Source organism: Candidatus Velamenicoccus archaeovorus, assembly GCF_004102945.1.
Taxonomy (GTDB): domain Bacteria; phylum Omnitrophota; class Gorgyraeia; order Velamenicoccales; family Velamenicoccaceae; genus Velamenicoccus; species Velamenicoccus archaeovorus.
Genome location: NZ_CP019384.1, coordinates 921,820 through 943,897 on the forward strand (window position 1 = coordinate 921,820; position 22,078 = coordinate 943,897).

Sequence of the window (22,078 nt, forward strand, 5' to 3'; positions counted from 1 at the left end):
AGCGGGCAGGGAATTCCGGCCAAGGGATTAAAGATATTCAAAGGTGTTCCAGGATCAGTTCTGCCGAACGGGCCGCTCCCCGGAACCAGTTTTCAGGAACGGTCCTCGTTTTTGGGTGTCCGCGTCTGTCCGCGAGCCCTGCGATGGAGCGTTCCAGTTTTTCCGGCGAGATATCTTTTGCGGACAAGATTCTTGCCGTGGCGTATTGTGCCAGGAACCGGGCGTTCCAGCGTTGCTCGGCCGTTGCGGCGGGCAGGATAAGCGACGGTATGCGGTAGCGCAGGAGCCGGACCATGGTGTTATAACCGGCGAGGTTGACACTTACATCGGCACCCTTGAGGCATTGTTCGAATTCGGGATATTTCCAGGAAAAATATTCCAAGGCGGTCTGCCGGTCTCCTTTCCTTTTCAGGGCTTGCGGCGCCGCCGTCCCCGCCGATATCGCGAAATGCCAGTCGGGCCGTTTCAACGCCACGCGCAGACAACTGCGGATGAGGCCCGGATGGTCCTGCAGTCCTCCCCGGCTCACGACAACACGTAGGCCCGGACCGGCGCCTTGGCGGCATTCCTTAAAGTCCGTATCGTCATGCACGAAGCCCGTTGCGGCAAGCTTGTGCCGGCATTGCCGCAGGACGGCCTTCAGGAGTTTTCTTTCGTCAGCGGGCAGGTAAGATTCATACGAATTCATCTGCGCTTGCGGCCAGTGATAAAGAACAAGGTCGTAGTGATGAGGCAAAAACAGGTTCAGGGAGTTTGTCCAATCGAGATGGACGGTGCTGGAGATGATCGTTGTTTTTGAGGAACGCAGTTGTTTGAGGATGGGCAGGAGAACCTGGTGTTCCGGGTGGCGGAAAAAAGGATAATGTTCCGTCAAGAAGACATCGGGGCGGATATGTTTGAGCGCCCTGAACAGGGCGCGGCTCCAATGGATGCCGCTTTTTTGTTGCGGCAGGAAAAGGTGGTCGGCGAAGCGCCTGATGGGAAAAAGATGCGTTTTTTTTGTTCCCGTCTCGATGGCGATGATATCGGTTTTCTTCAGGGATGCCACCGCTTTGGTCAGCGTGTAAACGATATGCGCATGTCCCAGAGAGTCCGTGTTATGGAAGAAGACGCAGAGCTTTTTCATGAAGGCCTGGTCTTTTGGACGTGGAAAAATTCACGGATGGCCTCGACGACGAACGCAGCCTCCTTTTCCTTCATGAAAGAGAATAGGGGCAGATGAAGCGCCTCCCCGCTGTAGGCATCGCTGTTCGGCATCTGCGTTCGGCAGAAGGACGAGAATGTTTTCATGCGGTGCAGCGGCGTGTAGGGGTTTTGCCAGTCGATGCCTCGTTTTTTGAGATGTTGGCCGAGGGCATCGCGTTCGCGCGCGGCCATGACGAAAACCTGGGGGATGGTCAGGGTGCGCGCGTCGTCGCGCGGGAAAGAGATGTTTTTCATGCCGCCCAGCTCTTTTTCGTAAAATGCCTTGATCTTGAGCCGCGATTTGATGATTTCCTTGAGAAAGCGGAATTTTGTCCTGACGGCCATCAGGTCCCAGAGGTACATGCGGGAGTATCTCTGGCCGGCCTTCAGAAGCGAGGCGTCGTCTTTCCATATTTTTGTCATTTCTACGATTTTTTCGCAGGCCGGGTCGTTAAAACACAGCATGCCTCCTCCGCCTCCGCATGAGGACAGGGGTTTGTAGTACGAGAAAGAGAAGCATGAGATGTCGCCGAAAGAACCTAATTTTTTGTGTTTGTATTCGGAGCTTTCCGCCTGGCAGACGTCTTCGACGACAAACAGCTTATGTTTTTTTGCGATGGCAAGGATGCTGTCTATGGGGGCGGGGCGGCCGAACATGTGCACGGCAATGATGCCTTTGGTGCGCTTGGTCACCAAGCCGCGGACCGCGTCCGCATCCATCTGGTAGTCTGCCGTGCGGCAATCCGCCGGGACGGGCAAGCCCCCTGCATAGATGACGGCCAGGGGAACGGCAGGATACGTCACGTTCGGGACGATGACCTCGTCGCCTGTCTTGAGGCCATAGTGTTGGAGAGCCAGCTGGAGGGCGTCGGTTCCCGAATTCAGGGCGAGGGCACGGCGTGTGCCGATATAGCGCGCAAATTCCTTTTCCCACTCTCCGAGGAGGCCTTCGATGTCGTTGAGGCCGTTGATCCTCTTGAGATCGGCCTCGATCCTCTCTTGATAAGATTTGATCAGCAGCCTGTCGATGCGCATGCTGTCATACCGGATGGGCATGGGAAAACGATAGACGTTGAGGTTCGATTCTTATAAAATAATATGCGTTGGAGATTTGATTTCCTGGCACGCTTGTCTATCATATATAACAGAATTGAATGGATATTGCAACCGTAACGCTTTCCTTTGTCCCGCTGCTTGTGATCCTGGGGGTCCGGACGAGTTATTCGGACCTCAGGAAAGGGATCGTCAAGAACTGGGATCTTGTTTTTACCTTGTTTGCCGCAACGGCCCTTTATGGGTATCTTATTGTATACCATGGGGTTCAGATAGATCCCGTTCTCTTTATCGGAAACTTCTGCATTGCGGCAAGCTTCGGGCTGATCCTCTATTTTACCGATTGCTGGGGGGCCGGTGACGCAAAACTCTTCATTGTCTATTCATTGATGGTCCCCTTTCCCGCCGACAGGGCTGTCCTGCCGTTTTCTGCTTTTGTCATCTTTGCCAATACGATCATGATCGCCTGCGGTGCCGTTATCCTTTTGTCGCTGAAGGACGTGATCCGTTCTTTTCCCCAATGCCTCCAGCGGTTGTTTTCCCTGAAGACATTGAAGCGGCTGATGATTTCATTTTCGCTCCTTTTGAGCATCAGCTGGGTCGTCCCCTATCTCTTGGGTTTTTTTGGCGCCCATGCCTCGCCTCTCATTTTTATCCTGTTGACCTATCTGCTTTATTCCGGATTGCATTCCATTTTGCGTTTTTTCAAGTCTTACGCGTTATTTTCTGTGGTTGTATTATGCGGTATCGGGATCCGCTTTTGGCTGTTTCCTCATCCGCTGGAGGTCCTCTCGTCCCTTTTGCTCAGCTTCAGAAAGATCATCCTGGTGACTTTCTTTTTTGGCCTTCTGGACATTTTTTTCCAGGCAGATGAAGTTGAGAAGAAAAAGACGAATGATGATTCGATCATCCTGGCCCCCCACATGTTCCTCGGTGTCATGCTGACCCAGACACATTTCTTAAAGGGAGTCATGAAACTCATGAACTATATCTGGAGATGACCATGCCGGTCCTGGCGGTTTTGCTGAAAAAAATGACGTTGACCGGTGCACGGGTCCGCAAGGAGGGGCGCCTCATAGAGGTTTGCGTCGGTCGAGCCGATCCTTTCAGGGTGCGTTCCCTGGCTTATCTGCTGCTTAACGGCTTTGAGCGCAGGTATTTTATCGTGGTGCGGGAAATGCCCTATTGCCTGATGCCGGATGCCTGGGATCATATTCCGTCGTCTGCGGGCGATGCAGTCCGCGATCGCCGTTGCCGGAGCTGCCGTTTCCACCTGTCTTGCCTCGGACCTAAGCGCCGTGTCGTTCCTGCCGCACAAAAGGATGCGCCGCGGGAGGTGGCTTTTGAACTCACGGATCGTTGTAATCTGCGTTGCCGGACGTGTTTCCATGCTACGGGTTCAAGACGGCTTGCGCTTGAGCGGGTCATCGCCGTTATGAAGGCGATGAAGCGGGCAGGGGTCCCGCAGGTCCGCTTCACGGGCGGAGAACCGTTGTTGTATCCCGGCCTCCGGCCGGCTGTGCTGACGGCGAAAAAGATGGGACTAGAGGTGCTTTTGAATACCAATGCAACATTGATCAACCAAGAGGATGCGGAGTTCCTGGCATGCCATCTCGACGATATCCTGGTGTCGTGTCAGGGGTGCGATGGGGCTACTGAGGAATATTTGACAGGCGGCGGAAGATTTTTTGCGGATAAATTGCGTCATATTCGCATGTTGACGCGCCGCAACCTTCCTCTGCGCGCAGGAACGATCGTGACGCAGACATTAATTGAACGTCTGCCGGATTACCTCAGTCTTTTGCAATCCTTGGGGGTCGGCCGGTGGGAGCTCTACAGGCCTCTGCCCACCTCCTTTTCTCAAAAGAGGGGCATGGTTTCGAGAGATGATTTCAGGAGGCTGCTGGCGCGTTTAAGTGTTTATAGGGGGGATATGTCGATCAAGTTCGCAAACCCCGTCCCCTTTTGCATGGCGGATGACCTTGCGGCGAGTTGTCACTTATTGACCGGAGGATTTTGGGACGACGGCCACAGCCGTCTTGTTATGGATGCCGGAGGGCATTTCAAGCCAAGTTATGCCCTCGATACGGATCTTGGCACCGATATGTTGAAAGCCTGGCGTCATTCCGCATTAACGCCCCTCCGCTCTCTTTCTTATCTGTCTCCGAGGTGCCGGGAATGCGCCTATGTTTATTGGTGCAGGGGCGGCAGCCGATTGTGGGCCCGGCACGGCAGAGGCAGTATCTGGTCCGAAGATCCGTGGATGTCTCATGAATAAATTCATTTTTGTCCGCGATGACGATGTCTGGCGTCTCTCCCGCTCTTTCCGCGCTTTTTTTGATTATTGCTTTGACCATGATATCCCGGTCGTGTATGCCGTCATCCCGGCAAAGATGCAGCCGGGCCTTGTGCGTTTTTTGAGGAAGAGGAAGAAAGAAAAACCGAAGATGCTCGATATCGTCCAGCATGGATGGCGTCATGCAGACCATCGCTTGAAAAATGAGACGGTCCTGGGGAGGGGGAAATATGAATTCGGCCCTTCCCGTTCTTATCTTGTTCAGAGACGCGATATTCTTGAGGGGCGGTCGAAAATGATAGAAGCTTTTAGGGACGACTTTGTGGACGCCTTCGTCCCTCCTTTTCACGGATACGACAAGGCGACATTGCGGATAGTGGAAGAGTGCGACTTTGGGATGTTTTCCGCCCGCAAAAAAGAGATTTTTCCTCAAGGGCGCGTCCTGTCCCTTCCCGTAGATATTTCTATCCCCGCAGGGGATCAGGCATTTGACTTGCGCGGGTTCATGAATATCCTTTGGAAGCGCATGAAAGGCCCTGGTCGGGTGGTGGGCGTGTTGAGTCATCACGAAAAGCTGGGGAACGTACGCTTGCGCCAAGACACCTTCACTTTCTTGTCGGCGCTCAAGAAGCTCCAGAATGAAGGGGTTTGCCGCTTGACGACCTTTTCAAGGATGCGGCGGCAGGGCGACGCGAGGGGTTATTGATAGAGGGTCTTGACTTTTTTGTCCAGGCACTTTGTTTTGGTCTTTGGATCCTGGATGTATTCGCAGAGATCGGGAGAATTGTGGTTTTTGGCGGCATAGAAATAGGCGAAATCGTTTAGGTATTGTTCGGCGATCTCCGATGGCCTGCGCGTATCAAAAAAGACATCGCACACCGTCTCGCCCTTGCCTTTGATCCCCTTGCTGAATTTCTCGCAGGCCAGTTTGCTGCGATAGTATTTATAGCCGAAAAAGACGCCCATCTGCATGTAGTATTCGTTCCTGTCAAGGGGCCTGCCGGCAATGATATCAAGGGCTTGGCTGGCGAGGGGAAGGTTATCCGTTAAAAATGCCGTGCAGATGTCCCGATGGGCCGCTTCCTTCAGGGATTGGCAGGTGTTCGTCTTATAGGCATTGCAAATGTTCCTGGCGTATTCTTTTTTGACATCGTTGCAATTTCCCTCGGCTTCATTTTTGATGACGATCAGGGCCTTTGCCAATTCTTCGCAGGTTTCGCCGCCCTCGTTTAATTCTTTGCACATGTCCGGATTGCCTTCGCGCGCCGCCGTGAATGTCACGATGTATTGAAAATCATAGCTCTTCCTGATGCCTTCCTTGATCGCTTCGATTTCTTTTTCTTGCTCGGGCGTGATAGGGACGGCCCTCTGGGAAAGATGCTCTTCTGGCGTGGTCGTTTCTCCCGTTCGTGCGAAACCGAAGACCAGTCCGGTCAGTGTCAGCGACAAAAGGATAAGGGTAAATTTTTTCATAGGCTTAATATGAACCATGGCTTGAATGTGAATAATGGCTGACGTGGTCGATCTTGACGCAACGCGTCGAGTATGGCGTGATCCCGAGATTGTTGGCATGCGAGCTGTGGTTGGTGTGTCCGGCAATCAGGTTGGCGGAGAAAGCGCTCAGGATGCCGAGGGCAGAAATCGTCCCCAATCCGATCTTGAGGATTTTTTCCTTGGAAACAAAACCGGATTCATCTTTGATAAATTCATGCAGGGTTTTTTCGATTTTTCTCTTTTTTTTGGGCCCCATGCGCTCTCCTTAATTAATGCCGCCAAAAAGATGTTAAGCCTGTTTGCCGGGTAACCTGTTGGCCGGTATGTCTGTATACGGGTTGCCCTGTGGGCCGGTATGGCCGGTTAGCCGGTTTACTCGCTCACCCGCTAACCGGTTCACGAATCCTCCGCTATGCCAGCCAGGAAAGAAAGACTTCTTTGTTCCTGGCATCTTCCAGTATTCTATCAAAAATATATCTGATTTGGAAAGTAAAAATTTTATGAAGTCCCGATGCCTTGATCTTGGGCACGAGACTGTTGTTTTGCGCGTAATTCAGGACTGGGCATGTTCCCAGCCACGGCAGGAAAGCCGTATTGTAGTCCCACAGATCCATCAGGGAAGCCTCGCAGAGGCAGAAGACATTGTTGCTCTTCATCACCGTCTGGTAATCGTCCTTGAGGATATTGCCGAGCCGGAACATGCTCTCGCCGACCATGCGCGCCTCGTCACAAGGATAGATGTCGCCGTTCGGCATATACGCCAGGACGGCCCTGCCCGCCCCGCAGGGGCTCATCATGTCGACGTAGCCCGGATTTTCCTTTTTGAAGATCTTCGACAGGATGACGGCGCAGAGGCGTTCCTGGATCTTGAGGCCTTTCTTGTTTAATTCCAGGATATGATCCATCGCCTGCGTCCAGAAGGCGAGGAATTCTTCGGCCGTATATCCGATCGCGTCCCATTGATCTTTGGCAAGGCCGAGCCTTGACAAAGGGCGCAGCGCGATCCTTTCGCTCCCCAGCGAGATGTATTCGTCGATGATCTTTTCGGGTTCCTGCAGACTGCGGCGCGTGATCGTGCATAAAAGATTGACGCTGTGCGGCAGGCCGTGTTGTTTGTAGATCTTTTTCGTCCTTGCGACGGCGTCCTTGACGATATCATAGGCGTCCTTGCCGGATCCGATGACCCGGTTATGGTTATGCACGGAGGCCGGACCGTCGAAAGAGAAACAGATGCCGACATTGTGTTTGGCGAGATAGGAGATTTTTTTGTCGTCCAGGAGGGTGCCGTTGGTCACCAGGCTGATGGCGAGGTGCTTGTTGCCCGTATTGATGCGTTGGGCGTTCTCGGTGATGAATTTGATGATGTCCCAGTTGAGGAGCGGTTCGCCCCCCTGGAATTCGATATTGGCATAAGGATTCTGGGTGTCGAAAACATATTTCAGGACCCTTGAGGCGACTTCGATCGTCATATCCTGCGGCGCGTTGTTTTTTGTCTGACAATAGAGGCAATTCATGTTGCAGCGTGTCGTGACGACCGCGATGTGCAGGGATGTGTCATTGAAGAGATGGCTGTGGAGGCGTCTGTACGTTTCTATCAGGCTTTTTATGGAGTTTTCGTCTGCGATGATGCCTGCTTTGAGCAGCCGCTTGAAGAGGCCTGTTTGTTCCCCTAGGTCATTGCTTTCGAGCCGAACAAATTCCTTGCGATCCAGCATGTCCCAGGAACCGAAGAGATTGCTGACAAGATAATGGTTTTTGATGCGTTCGATGTTGTAAGGCAGGATAGCCCAGGTGTTTTTTTCCGTTTTTTTCATTTCACTCCTTGATGATTCCGCTTTGGGCGGCATGAGATCCTTTTTGTTTCTCTTTCTTGTTTCTAGTTTAGTGTCTCTAACGCTTCTTTATCCTGTATCAGCCCTGAACCAGACTGAGCGCTCCATGAAGAACATTTCGCAGTCGATTCAGGACGGTGCAGGATCTCGCTGTGCACAAAGAAAATAGAAGCCGCCGGATCCTGCCGGCGGAGCTTCACATTTCGCAAGAACAATAGAAAATCGAAAATAGACCGCAGACACCATATTAGAGATGGCGCCGCGCGGCAAAGGTGAACGGAGAAAAATATCTTCTCCAGGCATTCTCTGTGGACCGGAATTGATTGGAACCGGCAAAGAAATCCACGATCGCCTCGCGCAAACGCGCCAGCTCTTTGAGGCGGGCCTTGCCGGAGACATTGTCCAGAGTCAAGTCGATCAGCTCAAGAGACCGTTCGAATGCCATTTGGCTGTAGGCCGGATTTTGTTTTTTTTTCCAGCTCAAGGCCCTCTCCACCTCGCTTCCGATATGGGCCATTTGTTCCAAAAACGGCAGGCGGCCCCATCGCCCCTGCGCAAGTTCTTTGTGATGCAGGTTCATTGTTGGACCCTTTTTCTGACGACGGCGATGATTTTTTTGCGCATGCCTTCATCCTCAACCCCGAGGCTTCTATTGTTTTGAGAAGGACGCATGTTGATCATGGAATCAAATTCTATATGGTCGTCTCCTGGAATGTCGGGATAAAGATTGATTCCCCAGAGGCTATTCTGTTTTGACCCCGCATCCAAAAGCATCGCTTCCAGGTCGGAATGAAGCTCGGCATCGACGGCAAGAAGTTCCTTGTCGACATCGACGACGGCTTTGACGAGGTTTCCGAACCTGCGGACTGCCATGCCTTTCAATTCATCTAAGGTTAATTTTTCGGAGATGATTTTCATTCGAGCTGTTCCTAAACGGGTCGAAATTCCCTGGATCCGAAGAGCCGGGGATATTCGATCCACGGGCCTTCGCATTGATTAAACCAGCGGCACGGCGCGCACGTCGGGAATTTCGTTTTGGCCTGGAATTTACGGACGATATCGAAATTGTCGACCGTTTGGTGGATTTCCTTGCATTGAGCCGGTGGAATAAAAAATTCGGAAGCGCAGCGTTCATAAGGCGCCAGGAGACAAAACGGCACGGCCTCCACCATGACGCGCCGTCCAGCCCGCAGGCCGATCTCAAGTCCCTTCTTGATGAACGGCGCCGCCGCGCCGGCTTTCGGGACGATTTTTTTGTAGTAAATCATGGCGTTGCCTTGGATATGGACAAAAGCGAACTGGAACTGGATGACGCCTAGCTTGACCAGCAGTTCTGCCAGTTCGGGCAAAAAACGGTAATTCTGTTTTGTCACGACCGTGTTGGTGAGCGTTTTGATCCCCAGGCGGCACATGTTGTGGATCCCCAGAACGGTCTGACGCCAGCTTCCCGGAGAACGCGTGAGGCCGTCGTGGATGGCCGCCGTCGGGCCGTGGAGCGCAGGCGCGAACGTCGTCATCCCCGCGCGTATCATCTGTTTGCAGAAATTCTCGTCCGCGAATTTCCGGCCGTTGGTCTGTATCTGGATTTCGGTGAAACCTGTCGCTTTGGCAAAGGCGACAATTTCTTCGATGTCCGGCCTTATGCTGACTTCTCCTCCTGTCAGGACCACATCGGTTTTTCCTTCGCGGAAGGATTCGACGAGCTCGCGCTTGATCTGGCCGGTTGTCTTCTCGCCGAAAGGCCTCTTGTCCGCAACGACACAGAACAGGCAGTCGTTGGAACATTTGTACCCTACCTTGAGGTCGACCCGGCGGATCACAGGAACTTCATCTACGAAGTCTTGTTGAGGTAAAACAGGTAGTTTGCCCATTCAAGGACGTCTTTCAACTGAGCGTTTTTCAATTCGCAGTGACGATAGCTTTTATCTTTGGTTTTCAACTCTTTGACCCATCCCTTGTCCTCTTTGAGGAGGCGGTCAAGGGGTTCTTGTTTGTAAAGGTCTTTATGGAACTTGAGAACGAAACTATTTTTTCCCTTTTTTTGCAACGGAAACATTCTTTTCTTCCTCCTCGAGCTCTTTGATCAGGTCTTCGATTTCTTTTTCCTCGGCCTCCTGGACGAGCGATGGGGCTGTTGAGAACAGGGCCCTCTGCATGAGCGATTTGATGGCATCGGCGTTGGCCTTGACGCGCGTGAAGTAATGCGCGTAATTCAACAGCTCATTATAAAATTCCATGGCCAGTTTTTTCAGATCGGCCGACTCATTCTGGGGGTACAGATAGACGAAGAATTTGTCCGCTGACTGGTCCAGCAGGATATAAGCCTTGTCCAGGAAGACATACCCGGCCGCAAAGATCGTTTCTTTGGCATATATCTTGGCATTCAGGATGATCTCGGCGTGGTCAGCCGCGATCTTGATGTGTTTTTCTGGCATTTCTTCTCCTTTGATGGTTGGGTGTTGTCGAGGGGAACGAAAGAGTTTTGCGGGACATGAAATATTTTATGTGCAAAGATAAATGTCCTTGACAGCGATATCCGCATAATTGTTTGGGTTGTTTGTGTTGCGGATCTCGACGCGGTCGCGGACGTATATTCCCAGGACGTTATCGCTGGCGAGCATGATGCGCGAGTCGTAATCGCCGGAATCGTTGTGGAAATCGATGTAAGGCGTATAACCGCTGCTGCTGCCTCCCAGCTCGATCGAAGCCCCTTGGTCGCTGGTGAGGGCGCCGTATGAAGTGCTCCCTCCCCATGTCAGTTCCCCGGCGTTGCCGAAGGCCCTGGAATTGCCAACGGCCATCCTGCTGGCGCGCAGGTCCGAATAGACACCGAAGGGTGAAGGATAATATGTCGTGATCCTGACCTGTTCCTGGGCCAGCGCTGCCTGGGAGAGGGTGAATAAAACCAAGACCGAGCCTATCGCGAGGAATATCGTCTTCATATATTTATCAACCTCCGGTTGCCACGAACTACAGGTATTGAAGGTTTGCTTTTTCAATGGTTCCGTTCTGCCAGCCCCAGAAATAATAGATTTTCTGCAAGTGGATATCTTTCCATAAACTCCTGTCCAGATTAAAAATGGAAAAGTTGTTCCAGACATAAATATAAAGCCTGTTGTCGTTATAGAGTTGGACCCTTGTGGTCACGGCGCCTTTGTTAAAGCGGACATAAGGCTGTGCAGCACTGCTTCTGCCGATTTCGATCGACGAACCCTGGTCGCCTTGCAGCCGCCCCATGGAGTTGGCGCCTCCCCACGCGAACGAACCGTCGCCGCCGGCATATCCAAGCGTCGAGCTGGCGACGCCACGGCTCATGCGTATGTAGGAGAAAACACCGTTTGGCGATGGAAAATATGTCGTGATTGTCACCTGGTCCTGTTGCGCCTGGGCCAGGATATTCCATGCGGCCAAAAAGGCCGCCACCACGATGAAAAACAATTTCTTTTTGCTCATACTAAAATTATATAATCAAAAAAGACAAAATGCAATTATTTGTTTGTTTCTAACCTATTTTTTCCGAAAAGTTTACGAGAAAGCCGTTCGATAGAAGTTCTGCGTTTAAGATATCTGCGATTTTATCTGCGGCCGCACGCTTCGTTGATGGATTTGAGCACGGAATTGATGGGTAAAGCCAGGATGTCATCCAGGGAAAGAGGCAAAACCAGGGTCCAGTTTTTTTCAGAGAGCGTCCCTGGGAAATTGATGCGGTTCTCCCAAGGATCGACTTCATAGAGCTGGTCGAGATCCAGGTAGTCCTGGATCAATTGGATGCCGAAGATACAGGCGCTTTCCTGGATTTTTGTCAGGGCATTTTTGATGAAGGTCGTGGAACAGCTGTCCGGGTTTTCTTTTTCCAGGTCCAGGAATTGAAGGAACTGCCGTTTTTCCTTGAATGATCCCCGGTACATATCCAGGAGGGCCCATGCTTCGGAGGGTGTCGTTTCAAGGACGCCGAGAAGTTTTTCCTCGGTATCGATCTCTTGTTTCCATCGCAGGCGTCCATGGCGCGACGCCGCCGTGTCGAAAAGTGTTTCTTTGATGCGGTCGAAAGCGATATTCTTTTTTTCGCAATTTCTGCGGAATAACGCTTCGTCGACCGTCCCGCATTCAAAATCCCACCAGGCGCAAAGGTTGCTCATGTCGTGCGTCGCGATCGTCGCCAGGGCGCATTTGCGGTAGTCTTCGGGGGATTTGAACGCATAGCTCTTGCCCCACTCGCGCATCCAGCGCTGCACGTCGATGCCGGGAATGCCCATCTCGTTGAGGACCTTGAAACAACAATTCGGCACAGTCCCCAGGTCTTCGGCGCAGGCCAGCATGCTGGAGTGCTTGACCATCAGGGTCAGGAGGTCTTTGCCGTGTTTTTCCCATGTGTTCTCGTCGGCAGGATCGAAGGCGCCGTTGAGGCCGCCGTTTTCCGGAGGTTCCGACAAGGGAATGGTCCACACACGGAAGATCCCCACGACGTGGTCGATCCGGTAGAGGTCGTAAAAGTTCTGGGCATATTTCAGTTTTTCGATGACGTAATCGTAACGATGATGCGCGATGCGGTCCCAGTTGAACGGCGGCATACCCCAACGCTGCCCTTTGGAATACAGGAGATCCGGTGGCGCTCCCGACGAAAGGTCCAGTTTGAAACAGTCTTGGTGCGACCAGACATCGGCTGAGTCTCTTGATACGAGAAAAGGAATGTCTCCCATGAGGAGCACATTGTTTTTTTGGGCGTAACTCCTGGCGTCCCTGAATTGCTCGAAGAGCTGCCATTGCAGCCATTGATGGAACAGGATGTTTTGCCTGTAGGCCTCGCGGAATGCCTGCAGGGCCGTTTTCCCGCGGTTCTTTAAATCCTCCGGCCATCCTTCCCAACCCATGCCCCCGTTCCTTTCTTTAATGACCTTGAAGAGCGCGTAATCCTCGATCCAGAAGGCGTTGTCCTTCAAGAAGGAGCCGAAGCCGTCCGCCCCCTCAGGAGATATAGATGAGAAGATATCCCAGAGGAGATCGAGCTTGGCTTTTTTAATCTGGTAGTCGACCCTCGGACGGCCGGCAGGGAATTTATCCTTGATTTCGAGAAGACGCGGCAGGAAAGGCTTGATATCGGCGCCTTTGAGTTTTTCCAGACGCAGATAAAGCGGGTCGAGCGCGAACATGCTCTGGGCATCGTAGGGCCTGAAGTCGAAACCTGTGTCGTTCATGGGCAAAAGCTGGATGATGCTCATGCCGCAGGCCTTGCACCAGTCAACGAGGAGATGGATGTCGGGAAGCTCGCCTATCCCTGTGCTTTTGGCGCTATAAACAGAGAATAACGGAACGACAACGCCTGCCCGCCGGTGGATACCGATGCGTTTCCATTGGTCGGCGGTGATCGTTGACAACAGATATGTGTAGTTAGGAAACGACGTCATTGGTTGGGACGGTCTATCCTGTTTTCAATAAAGAGGGACGCTTGTGGCAACCACAAGCGTCCCTCTTTATTTCCATCATCGGCAACAGACGGTGATTCTTGGAGTTCATAGTCCTTTTTTGATGATATAGGCGCAAAGATCGACAACGCGGCAGGAGTATCCCCATTCGTTGTCATACCACGCCAAGACCTTGATCATGTTTCCTATGACCTTCGTGGATTCCGCATCGATGATGGACGATGTCTTGTCGCCCCGGAAATCGATGGAGACCAGAGGTTCTTTGCAGACGGACAGGATGCCCTTGAGTCGCGGCGTCTGTGATGCTTTCTCAAGCGCGGCAATGACTTCTTCCGCCGTGGTCGTCTTCTCCGCTTCGACCGTCAGGTCGACCAACGAGACATCCGGTGTCGGCACGCGGACCGCCAGACCGTCCATCTTTCCTTTGAGATCAGGGATGACCAGGCCTATGGCCTTCGCTGCACCCGTCGACGTCGGAATCATTGAAAGAGCCGCAGCCCTGGCGCGGCGCAGGTCCTTGTGCGGAAAATCCAGAATGACTTGGTCATTTGTATAGGAATGGATTGTCGTCATGATGCCGTACTTGATGCCGAAGCTATCCAAGAGGACCTTGGCCAACGGCGCCAAACCGTTGGTCGTACAGGAGGCGTTGGAGACGATATGGTGTTTCGCCGGGTCGTACTTATCTTCATTGACACCCATGACAAAAGTCCCGTCTTCGTTCTTGGCGGGCGCAGAAATGATGACTTTTTTCGCCCCTGCGGCGATATGGGCCTTGGCTTTTTCGGCATCCGTGAACCTTCCCGTCGATTCGATCACGAGCTGGACGCCTGCGTCCTTCCAGGGGATCATGGCCGGGTCTTTTTGGGAAAAAACCTTGATCTCCTTGCCGTTGACGACGAGTGCGTTTTCTTTGGCCGCGACCGTGCCTTTGAATCTGCCGAAGGTCGAATCGTATTTGAGCAGATGCGCCAGGGTCTTGGCGTCGGTCAAGTCATTGACGGCGACGATGTCGATATCCTTGGTGTTCTCTTCAATTGCAGCTCTGAAGACGAGTCTGCCGATCCTTCCAAAACCGTTGATCCCCACTTTAACTGCCATGATGTTCCTCCTTTTGATTAATATCCAATTCCGAATGTCAAATGCCTAATGAATATCGAATGACTAAATGCCGAAAATATTTTTCCATTCGTCATTGAGTTATTAGGATTTCTTTCGTCATTTGGATTTTAGAATTAGGAATTGTTTATATCCTTACGTCCCTCAGGTATTTAATCGCGACTTCCGGCGGCGTGGAGACCGCATAAAACCCTGTTCCCCATTCGAAGCCTGCGATGCGGCTCAGGCGCGGCATGATCTCCATATGCCAGTGATACCCCTGCCGTTCTTCCCCGTCGATAGGCGAGGTATGGATGATAAAATTATACGGCGGATCGTTCAGGACCGCCTTCATTCTTATGAGCACTTCTTTTAATATCCCGGCCATGCTGGCAATGCTCTCGTCGGAGATGTTATGGAAAAACAACTGGTGTTCTTTCGGCATTACCCACATCTCGAAAGGGAAGCGTGAGGCAAAAGGGCAAAACGCGATAAACTGGTCGTTTTGCGTGATGATCCGTTCTTTTTCATCCAATTCCTGGCGGATCATATCGCAGAAGATGCAGCGTTCCCGGAACTCAAAATAGGCCCCGGATCCTTTCAGCTCCTCGATCACGTTTTTGGGGATCATGGGCAGGGCGATGAGCTGGCTGTGGTTGTGATCGAGTGTCGCGCCGGCGCCGCTGCCGTAATTCTTGAAAATCATGAGGTATTTGAAGCGTTTGTCTTTTTGGAGGTCCAGGGAACGCAGGCAATACATCTTGAGGACGTTCCCGATTTCTCCTAGCTCCAGGTCGGACAGGTCTTTCTCGTGGTAAGGGGTTTCAATGATGATCTCGTGAGCGCCGATGCCGTTGGACATATCGAAGATCCCCAACCCTCTTCTGTCGAGATTACCTTCGATCTGGAGCGCCGGGAATTTATTGGGCACCACCCTCACCTGCCATCCGGCCGCGTTCTTCTCGGTTTTTGGGTTGCGAAAGGCCTGGATTTCCGGCGGCGTCATATATTCGTTGCCGTAACAAAACGGGCAATTGGCCGCATCCTCGTAATGATGCGGCGTCATGTGCAGGTCTTTGGGTATCATGGGCTGGTCCATTTCCATGATGACCCAGCGTCCGACAATGGGGTCTCGCCTGAGCTCTGTCACTCCTCAACCTCCCTGAGGTATTGCGCCGCGTCTTCCGGGGTGATGGGGCAGATATAAAACCCTGTTCCCCATTCGAAGCCTGCTGTGCTGCCTAATCTGGGAATGATCTCTATGTGCCAGTGATAATCGTCTTCGATGGTTGTCCAGTACCCCGTTTTTGCTTTTTTCCTGCGGAAAGGGGCCGTATGAAGGACGATGTTGTATGCCGGGTCGTCTAGGGCCACTTTTAACTTTGTTAAGACTTTTTTTAAGACTTTACCCAAGTAGAGGCGCTTTTCGACGCCCATGCTGGAAAAATCGCAATTGTGCTCTTTGGGGAGGATCCAGACCTCGAAAGGAAAACGCGAAGCGAACGCCGTGACGGCGATAAATCCGTCGAAGTCAAGGACGATCCTGTCTTTCGACTCGATCTCCTGATGGACCAGGTCGCAAAAAACACAACGCTCATGATATTCATAGTATTTTTTGGACCCGATCAGCTCCTCTTTGACGCGTTTGGGTGTTACGGGCGTGGCGATCAGTTGGCTGCGGGAATGTTTGACATGCCCTGCGCCGGCGGCGACCCCGTAGTTTTTAAAGACCAGGACGTATTTGAAGCGTTCGTCTCTCCCTAAATCAACGAAACGGTCGATCCAGCACGTGACGGTTTTGGCGATCTGCGTCTCTTCCAGATCGGCGATGTTTCCGATGTGTTTGGGCGTTTCGATGATGACTTCATGGGCGCCTATGCCGCTCATGACGTCATAGAGCCCCCGCCCGTGCCTGTTGATGCTGCCTTCGACCCGCAAAAAAGGTCGCTTGCTGGGGACGACGCGGGTGTCCCAACCGGGCTTGTCCGGCGTGCTTCCCTCTTTGCGGATGGCAAAGATCTCGTGGGGCGTTTGGTCTTCCTTGCCTTCGCAAAAGGGGCAATCTTCCTCTGTGTCCTTGTGCGAAGGGGCCTTAAAACCTTTCGGCCTGCGGGAGCGTTCGACCGCGATGATGACCCATCTTCCAATGACGGGATCTTTTCTTAATTCGGGCATTGTCTTTTCCTGGGTACGGTTCTAAAATGAGACCGTTTAGTCGTTGGGCCCTTAACGTAACTCAGAAATTTTAACACATCACCGCATTCTTGCAAGTATTTTTAAGCGTTTGGACGGGGGTCCGATAACCTCCGAAAGCGAGCTCTGTCCGTACAAAACCTGCCTGGATTTTTAAGCCCCCAGGATATTTCCGATTTTGACGTCATGTCCGGCCAGGAAGCTGGATACAGGCATCTTCCGGTGGGATTCAGGCAGGACTTCGGTAATGATGACCGTACCCCGCTTGCAAGCAATAACCAGGGCATTATCTGCGGCCTTAACGATCGTCCCCGGCCTTGCTCCACGGACAGGTCGGCCGGGTTTCAGTTCAAGGATTTTAAGGATCTTTCCCCGAAAGTACGTAAAAGTGCCCGGCCATCCGTAACATCCCCGAAAGCGATTATAAATCTGCGCGGGAGTCTCTTGCCAACGGATCAATCCATCTTGCTTGTGCATAAGAGCGGCGTAAGAGACAGCCTTTTCGTGTTGTTTCTTGAGGCGGCAGCGGCCTTGCTCGATCATGGCGAGGAGCTTATTGATATATTTCGACGCCAAAACAGCCAATTTTTCATCCAGGAGGGGTGCCGTGTCATCCCGGCCGATCTTTAAGGTTTTTTGCAGAAGGATGTCGCCGCAATCCATGCCTGCGTTCATTTTGATAAATGTAACTCCCGTTGTTTTTTCGCCGTGGATGAGCGCGCGGTTCACCGGCGCCGCCCCCCTGTATTTCGGCAGGAGCGACGAATGGATATTGATACCCATGATGCGCGGCACATCCAAAAGTCCGGCCGAAAGGATCCTGCCGTAAGAAACGACGAGAAAAACGTCCGCATTTTCTTTCTTCATTCTTTCCAGCGATTCGGCGTTATTAATATCCTCCGGCTGGAAGACGTTCAGGCCATGATTGAGGGCAAAGGTCTTGACCGGTGTTGCGCCTAAATGCAGATGGCGCCCTTGTTTCCTGTCAGGCTGCGTCACGACAAGGCTCACGGGAAACGCGCGCCTGTCGATGTTTTCCAGGATTTTAACGGCAAAGTTTCCGCTGCCGAAAAAGACGATGTTCATCATGTGTTATTCCCGGGCCGGGTCAAATGTTGCGATGACGCCGCTGCGGCGGCCGCAGACAATGCGACGCAGGGCCTTCTCTGTTTCCCCGAGTTCCTTGTATTTGATAAGCATTTGATAGCGGAAACTCCCGCGCAACTTAAACGGCCTGGCGGGTTGCGGCTCAAAAATTTCTGCGGCCGTCGCGTGTCGTTTAAGGGATGTCTTGAGGATCCGAAAAGCTCTTTTCGCCGCGCTCAGGGCAACGGGTTCTGCGGCCGCCCTTATTGTCAGGATCCCCAACCTGACAACAGGCGGCAAGTTGAGTTCGCGCCGTTCTTCAAGCTCTTTTTCGAGAAAACCCGCAGTATCCCGTGTTTTAAGAAATCCCCAGACATAATGTTCGGGCATTTTTGTCTGGATGATGAGTTCGCCTGTGGTGATGCGCGACAATGTCAGGAAACGGCGAAAGGCATCTTCCGTTGCGCGAAAATCAGGCCGCCCAAGCATGAGGTCCGCCGAAACCACGACGATCCGGTCGAAACAATGCCTGAAGACATTCGGGTCTTCCAGGATTTCCTGCGTCGCCAGCATTATATCATAAGATTCCGACGGCTCGGCAGTCTTTGAGAATTGCACGACCCTGACGGACGGGAAAAGCCTGTGCAGCTCGCTCTCGACTTTTTCAATCCCGAAACCCGAATAGCGCACGTAAGCCGCTGAACATGTGGGGCAGATGTCCCTGGCCTCTTGCTCCAGATGGCATGCCGGGCAGATCAAACGCTTGATGGTGCGGTAATACGCCACAGGAGAGCTACAGCGTTCGCATTCGACGGCTTTTTTGCATCTTGGGCAATAAAGAAATGTCGAGAATCCCTTCTGGGGCACGAAGAAAAGCATTTTTTCTTTCTTTTCAAGCAGCTCCGCCACGCGGAATTCCAGCACTTTGGAGACCATTTTTGTATGGCCCTTGGGAACGAATTCCTGCTGCATATCGACGACGGTGGTCCGCGGCGCCGTTCGCGGCTCACCGCAGCTCAACAAAGAGGCTTCCTGGCGTTCCACCAATGCAAAGGCCTCCAGAGAAGGAACGACAGCCCCAAAGACAAGCTTTGTCCCTTCAGCTTGCGCAATTTTGAGCGCGATATCCCGGATGTGATAATTGGGAACCTGCTGTTGACGATAGGCGAAGTGTCCTTCCTGGTCGACAATGATAAGACCCGGCCGGCGGACCGGAGAAAAAATCGCGCTGCGTGTTCCTATGACCAGGACCCCTGTTTTCTGCTGCGCTCTTGTCCAGGAATTTCGTACAACAGCCGGTTTCTCGTGGGAAGAGATGACGCAGGCCGTGATACCTGTTTTTAATTGTTCGCGGGCGTGGGCGATCATCGCATAATCCGGGACAAGCACAAGGGCGTCCTTGCCTTGGGCAAGCGTAGATTTGACGAGGGCGAGATAGGCCTTCCAGCGCGCATTGCCGGACACATCCTCAAGCACATAGATATTCTTGCGCGGATCCAAGCGATCCAGGAATGCTGTCTCTTCTTGTGTCAGAGGATCGAGCGAAGAAGGCGTATCGTCGGACACGGTCGTTGCGATATGGCCCATTGAGATTCTTAGGGGGCGGGGCAGGACAGTTTCAAACCCTTGGGCCAGGGAACAAAAATATTCACGGCTCAGGAAGTGCGCCAACGATATCAGGCGGTCGTTCAGCAACGGCCCATGAGGATCGAGGCATTCCGACAAGGGCTTGAGTTTTTTTTCATAGGGAGATGTGCGCTTAAAAGCTGTCACATAACCTATGAGTTGTCTGCGGCCGAAAGGGACCCGGACGCGGCATCCGACGGCCAGGCTGCTGCGGCAGCGGGCCGGAATACGATAATCGAATGTTTCGTCCAGGGCCAAAGAGACGGGGATTGCTATCTCGGCGATTTTTTTCATGCTGTTCTTTTATCAGAGTTGGGCTTCGATAAGATTGACGATATCGACCGTGGAAGCCGGCCGGGCCAAGGCGCGGCAATTAGCGCGGAAGGCATAGAGCTTTTGTTCGTTCTTTTTAAAATCGAGCACTTCTTTTTCTATGGCCTCCAGGCCGGAAACAATCCTGCCTGCGCCCAGGGCCTGCATCGTATTGGCATTGATGGTTTCCTGGCCGGGCAAAAGACAAAAGAGGATCATGGGCAGTTCCATGTTCAAGGCTTCTGTGACGCTCAATCCTCCTGCTTTCGTAACCATGACATCGGAAACGCGCATCAGTTCCTGCATATTGTCCACGAAACCGAAGGCTTTGATATGAGGATGCCTCATATCGGTAAGGGCCTGATGAAGTTTTTTGTTGTGGCCGCACACCACCAGGAGCTGCGCATCGTTCTTGAGCCTGTCGGCTATTTCCGCGATAGGGCCTATGCCGATGCCGCCGGTGGCGACCAGAACGGTGAATACCCCCTCTTTGACTTCAAGCTTTTTACGGACAGCCGCGGCCTCGTCGACATGGAGGAATTTTTCATCCAGGGGGATGCCCGTCACGACGATTTGCGATTCGCTGATGCCTTTTTTCATCAGGATATCTTTGGTCGAAGGGGCAGCCGCGCAATAGAGGTCGGTACCGGGGTTGACCCAAAAGTTATGGACGCCGTAATCTGTGACGACGGTGATGATGCGGGCCTTCAGTCTTTTCTTTATTTTGGCATAGGCGGCGATCTCGGAAGCCAAAAATTGCGTGGAGATGATGATGTCCGGGTCCTCATCAAGCAAAAAACGCACAAAGGACCTGCAGGCCATGACGTCCATGAAACGCCGCAGGCCCACATTGATCCAGGACAGCCGGGGGCTGTCGCTTAAACGATACATCACGGCCCAGAGCCACGGCAGATGGCTGATGACGAACGTATATCCGTCCGAGTAAAGTTTTCTGACAAGAAACGGCATGTATTTGACGACGTCCGCCGTATGGACATTGCGGTATGCGGATTTTGCCTTATGGAAAATGGCTTCGGCCGCTTTTTTGTGGCCGGAGCCCGCCGTGGCATAAAGGATCAGTATTTTCTTGGAATCTTCGACTGTCATGTGGCCAAAAACTCCCGGATTATTTTAAGCCGTTCCTGCGTTCCCATATCGTAAAAAGGACCTTGGGCGACGTACGCCGCCAGATCGTGATTCCGGATAAGGATGTCATAGACGTCTTCTTCCAGAGAGCAAGGGCGTCCTGCAGGGATTGTCTGCAACAGGTCGTGCTTAAAGACTCCGACCCCGCCGGATGCGTAGCTGGCCCCGGAGGATGGAAGTTTTTTGTGATATGCTTTCACGAGTCCATCCTCATTTGTGGTGATATTGAAGGCAGGCCGGCAGGACGGGTCTTTTGAGACGGCGATCGCACCCATCCTGTCTTGTCGATAAAAAAAGTCGACTAATTCATGAAGTTCAAGCGGAAAGAGCGTATCGCCGTTCATCAAAATGAAATTGCCGGATATTTTATTCTCGGCCAGCTTGAGGGCGCCGCCTGTTCCCAGCGGCGTCTCTTCGTGAGAATAGGCGATATGCAGGTCCAGCCCGACGCCGTCCTTGAAATATTCCTCGATCCGCTTGCCCAGATAACCTGTAAGGATCAGGATATCGCGATATCCTTGCGCCTTAAGCATCTGGAGATCATAATACAGGAAGGGCTTCCCGTGGATGGGCACCATAGGTTTCGGGATGTCGTCCGTCAGGCGGCCCAGGCGCGTCCCCCTGCCGCCGGCTAAAATGACAACCTGCATATTTTTGCTCATCCATCCAGCTTTTTAATGAGACTTTAAGGTCTGGCCTAAAAGTCTCATTAAGCGCGTTCGTATCTATTGCCGACGATGTGTCTGGCGGCGTCCAGAAGGTTCTTGGCGATGAAATCCGGCAGGACATCCCAGCCGCCGGCGTTTTCGAGCTTCTCGCGGCCGGAAAGCACAAGGATCGTCTTGCAACCGAAAAGCTTTCCTGCCTTGACATCTCTTAGGCTGTCGCCGATAAAATATGAATTATCTTTATCCGCTTTTTGGCCCGCCGTCGCCTGTTTTAAGAGGCCGTCTTTGGGTTTTCTGCAGGCGCAGTTCATCGCGTCGGTATGCAGGCAATAGAGGGCTTTTTCGATCCTGCCTCCCTGCCGCTTTGCCTGGGTCAGCATACGGTCTGTCATCTTGTCCAGCGTTTCTTTGGAATAAAGCCCTTTGGTGACACCAGCCTGATTGGATATCACAAAGATGCGATAGCCTGCCTGTGTCAGAAGTCTTACGGCCCGTAAAGACCCGGGCAGAAAACGGAAATCACGCAAACGGGTCACGTATTTGCCGTCGCCGGGGTATTTGTTGATAACGCCGTCCCTGTCAAGAAATATGAATTTCATGCCGGTGGGGTTTTGACTTCAGAACACAATTTTAATAACTGGTTGACATCGCAGGTAATAATGATAA

Annotated in this window: 24 protein-coding genes; 3 read left to right on the forward strand and 21 right to left on the reverse strand. The window is 52.4% G+C overall.

Annotated features, from left to right (window positions below):
- Positions 1 to 37 precede the first annotated feature (37 nt).
- Together BU251_RS04090 and BU251_RS04095 are read right to left on the reverse strand one after the other, a co-directional pair.
- Positions 38 to 1,126 carry a glycosyltransferase gene (locus tag BU251_RS04090; protein WP_128699623.1) on the reverse strand — a complete coding sequence of 363 codons (1,089 nt, stop codon included), beginning with the start codon at positions 1,124 to 1,126 and terminating at the stop codon, positions 38 to 40.
- Positions 1,123 to 2,241 (reverse strand): DegT/DnrJ/EryC1/StrS family aminotransferase, encoded by a 1,119-nt coding sequence (locus tag BU251_RS04095; RefSeq protein ID WP_128699624.1) that lies wholly within the window; start codon positions 2,239 to 2,241, stop codon positions 1,123 to 1,125. The genes BU251_RS04090 and BU251_RS04095 overlap by 4 nt, the downstream gene beginning before the upstream one ends.
- Before the next feature lie 98 nt (positions 2,242 to 2,339).
- Between BU251_RS04095 and BU251_RS04100 the strand changes: the two genes are divergently transcribed.
- The 3 genes from BU251_RS04100 to BU251_RS04110 are packed head-to-tail and all read left to right on the forward strand — an operon-like array spanning position 2,340 to position 5,240.
- Complete coding sequence (locus BU251_RS04100) at positions 2,340 to 3,239, forward strand: A24 family peptidase (RefSeq protein WP_128699625.1); 900 nt, start codon at positions 2,340 to 2,342, stop codon at positions 3,237 to 3,239.
- A gap of 2 nt (positions 3,240 to 3,241) precedes the next feature.
- The gene (locus BU251_RS04105; RefSeq protein ID WP_164908858.1) at positions 3,242 to 4,516 is read left to right on the forward strand and encodes a radical SAM protein; all 1,275 of its coding nucleotides are present in this window, start codon (positions 3,242 to 3,244) and stop codon (positions 4,514 to 4,516) included.
- Positions 4,509 to 5,240: a DUF2334 domain-containing protein gene (locus BU251_RS04110; protein ID WP_164908859.1), complete on the forward strand. Its 732-nt coding sequence runs from the start codon at positions 4,509 to 4,511 to the stop codon at positions 5,238 to 5,240. The genes BU251_RS04105 and BU251_RS04110 overlap by 8 nt, the downstream gene beginning before the upstream one ends.
- On the opposite strand, the gene BU251_RS04115 is transcribed toward BU251_RS04110, so the two are convergent.
- The 19 genes from BU251_RS04115 to BU251_RS04200 all read right to left on the reverse strand — a co-directional run bounded on the left by BU251_RS04115 (position 5,234) and on the right by BU251_RS04200 (position 22,011).
- Positions 5,234 to 6,007 (reverse strand): hypothetical protein, encoded by a 774-nt coding sequence (locus BU251_RS04115; protein ID WP_128699628.1) that lies wholly within the window; start codon positions 6,005 to 6,007, stop codon positions 5,234 to 5,236. The two genes, BU251_RS04110 and BU251_RS04115, sit on opposite strands and share 7 nt — an antisense overlap.
- Before the next feature lie 4 nt (positions 6,008 to 6,011).
- Positions 6,012 to 6,284, reverse strand: coding sequence for a hypothetical protein (locus BU251_RS04120; RefSeq protein ID WP_128699629.1), 273 nt, complete (start codon positions 6,282 to 6,284; stop codon positions 6,012 to 6,014).
- A gap of 154 nt (positions 6,285 to 6,438) precedes the next feature.
- Entirely contained in the window at positions 6,439 to 7,842 is a 1,404-nt protein-coding gene (gene hxsB, locus BU251_RS04125; RefSeq protein WP_164908860.1) for a His-Xaa-Ser system radical SAM maturase HxsB, read from the reverse strand.
- 265 nt (positions 7,843 to 8,107) lie between these two features.
- The gene (locus BU251_RS04130; RefSeq protein WP_128699631.1) at positions 8,108 to 8,440 is read right to left on the reverse strand and encodes a hypothetical protein; all 333 of its coding nucleotides are present in this window, start codon (positions 8,438 to 8,440) and stop codon (positions 8,108 to 8,110) included.
- Positions 8,437 to 8,778: a DUF5674 family protein gene (locus tag BU251_RS04135; protein ID WP_128699632.1), complete on the reverse strand. Its 342-nt coding sequence runs from the start codon at positions 8,776 to 8,778 to the stop codon at positions 8,437 to 8,439. Before BU251_RS04135 ends, BU251_RS04130 begins: the two co-directional genes overlap by 4 nt.
- 11 nt (positions 8,779 to 8,789) lie before the next feature.
- Positions 8,790 to 9,680: a radical SAM protein gene (locus BU251_RS04140; protein WP_164908861.1), complete on the reverse strand. Its 891-nt coding sequence runs from the start codon at positions 9,678 to 9,680 to the stop codon at positions 8,790 to 8,792.
- Between the two features lie 11 nt (positions 9,681 to 9,691).
- On the reverse strand, positions 9,692 to 9,916 hold the full coding sequence (locus BU251_RS09420; protein WP_164908862.1) for a hypothetical protein: 225 nt from the start codon (positions 9,914 to 9,916) through the stop codon (positions 9,692 to 9,694).
- Entirely contained in the window at positions 9,885 to 10,295 is a 411-nt protein-coding gene (locus tag BU251_RS04145) for a hypothetical protein (protein WP_128699634.1), read from the reverse strand. The genes BU251_RS09420 and BU251_RS04145 overlap by 32 nt, the downstream gene beginning before the upstream one ends.
- Before the next feature lie 66 nt (positions 10,296 to 10,361).
- Positions 10,362 to 10,802, reverse strand: coding sequence for a hypothetical protein (locus tag BU251_RS04150; protein WP_128699635.1), 441 nt, complete (start codon positions 10,800 to 10,802; stop codon positions 10,362 to 10,364).
- Positions 10,803 to 10,830: 28 nt separating this feature from the next.
- Complete coding sequence (locus BU251_RS04155) at positions 10,831 to 11,313, reverse strand: hypothetical protein (RefSeq protein WP_128699636.1); 483 nt, start codon at positions 11,311 to 11,313, stop codon at positions 10,831 to 10,833.
- 122 nt (positions 11,314 to 11,435) lie between these two features.
- Positions 11,436 to 13,265: a 4-alpha-glucanotransferase gene (malQ, locus tag BU251_RS04160; RefSeq protein ID WP_128699637.1), complete on the reverse strand. Its 1,830-nt coding sequence runs from the start codon at positions 13,263 to 13,265 to the stop codon at positions 11,436 to 11,438.
- 105 nt (positions 13,266 to 13,370) lie between these two features.
- Positions 13,371 to 14,384 carry a type I glyceraldehyde-3-phosphate dehydrogenase gene (gene gap / locus BU251_RS04165; RefSeq protein WP_128699638.1) on the reverse strand — a complete coding sequence of 338 codons (1,014 nt, stop codon included), beginning with the start codon at positions 14,382 to 14,384 and terminating at the stop codon, positions 13,371 to 13,373.
- Positions 14,385 to 14,529: 145 nt separating this feature from the next.
- Positions 14,530 to 15,531 (reverse strand): galactose-1-phosphate uridylyltransferase, encoded by a 1,002-nt coding sequence (gene galT, locus BU251_RS04170; protein WP_128699639.1) that lies wholly within the window; start codon positions 15,529 to 15,531, stop codon positions 14,530 to 14,532.
- Positions 15,528 to 16,556, reverse strand: coding sequence for a galactose-1-phosphate uridylyltransferase (locus BU251_RS04175; protein ID WP_128699640.1), 1,029 nt, complete (start codon positions 16,554 to 16,556; stop codon positions 15,528 to 15,530). Before BU251_RS04175 ends, galT begins: the two co-directional genes overlap by 4 nt.
- A gap of 171 nt (positions 16,557 to 16,727) precedes the next feature.
- Positions 16,728 to 17,663, reverse strand: coding sequence for a methionyl-tRNA formyltransferase (gene fmt, locus BU251_RS04180; RefSeq protein WP_128699641.1), 936 nt, complete (start codon positions 17,661 to 17,663; stop codon positions 16,728 to 16,730).
- A gap of 3 nt (positions 17,664 to 17,666) precedes the next feature.
- Positions 17,667 to 19,580, reverse strand: a complete 1,914-nt coding sequence (priA, locus tag BU251_RS04185) for a replication restart helicase PriA (protein WP_128699642.1) — start codon at positions 19,578 to 19,580, stop codon at positions 17,667 to 17,669.
- Positions 19,581 to 19,592: 12 nt separating this feature from the next.
- Positions 19,593 to 20,705, reverse strand: coding sequence for an MGDG synthase family glycosyltransferase (locus BU251_RS04190; protein WP_128699643.1), 1,113 nt, complete (start codon positions 20,703 to 20,705; stop codon positions 19,593 to 19,595).
- Entirely contained in the window at positions 20,702 to 21,406 is a 705-nt protein-coding gene (locus BU251_RS04195; RefSeq protein ID WP_128699644.1) for a nucleotidyltransferase family protein, read from the reverse strand. The genes BU251_RS04190 and BU251_RS04195 overlap by 4 nt, the downstream gene beginning before the upstream one ends.
- A 47-nt stretch (positions 21,407 to 21,453) precedes the next feature.
- A complete protein-coding gene (locus BU251_RS04200; RefSeq protein WP_128699645.1) occupies positions 21,454 to 22,011 on the reverse strand; it encodes a D-glycero-alpha-D-manno-heptose-1,7-bisphosphate 7-phosphatase in 558 nt (185 codons plus the stop codon).
- Between the last annotated feature and the right edge of the window lie 67 nt (positions 22,012 to 22,078).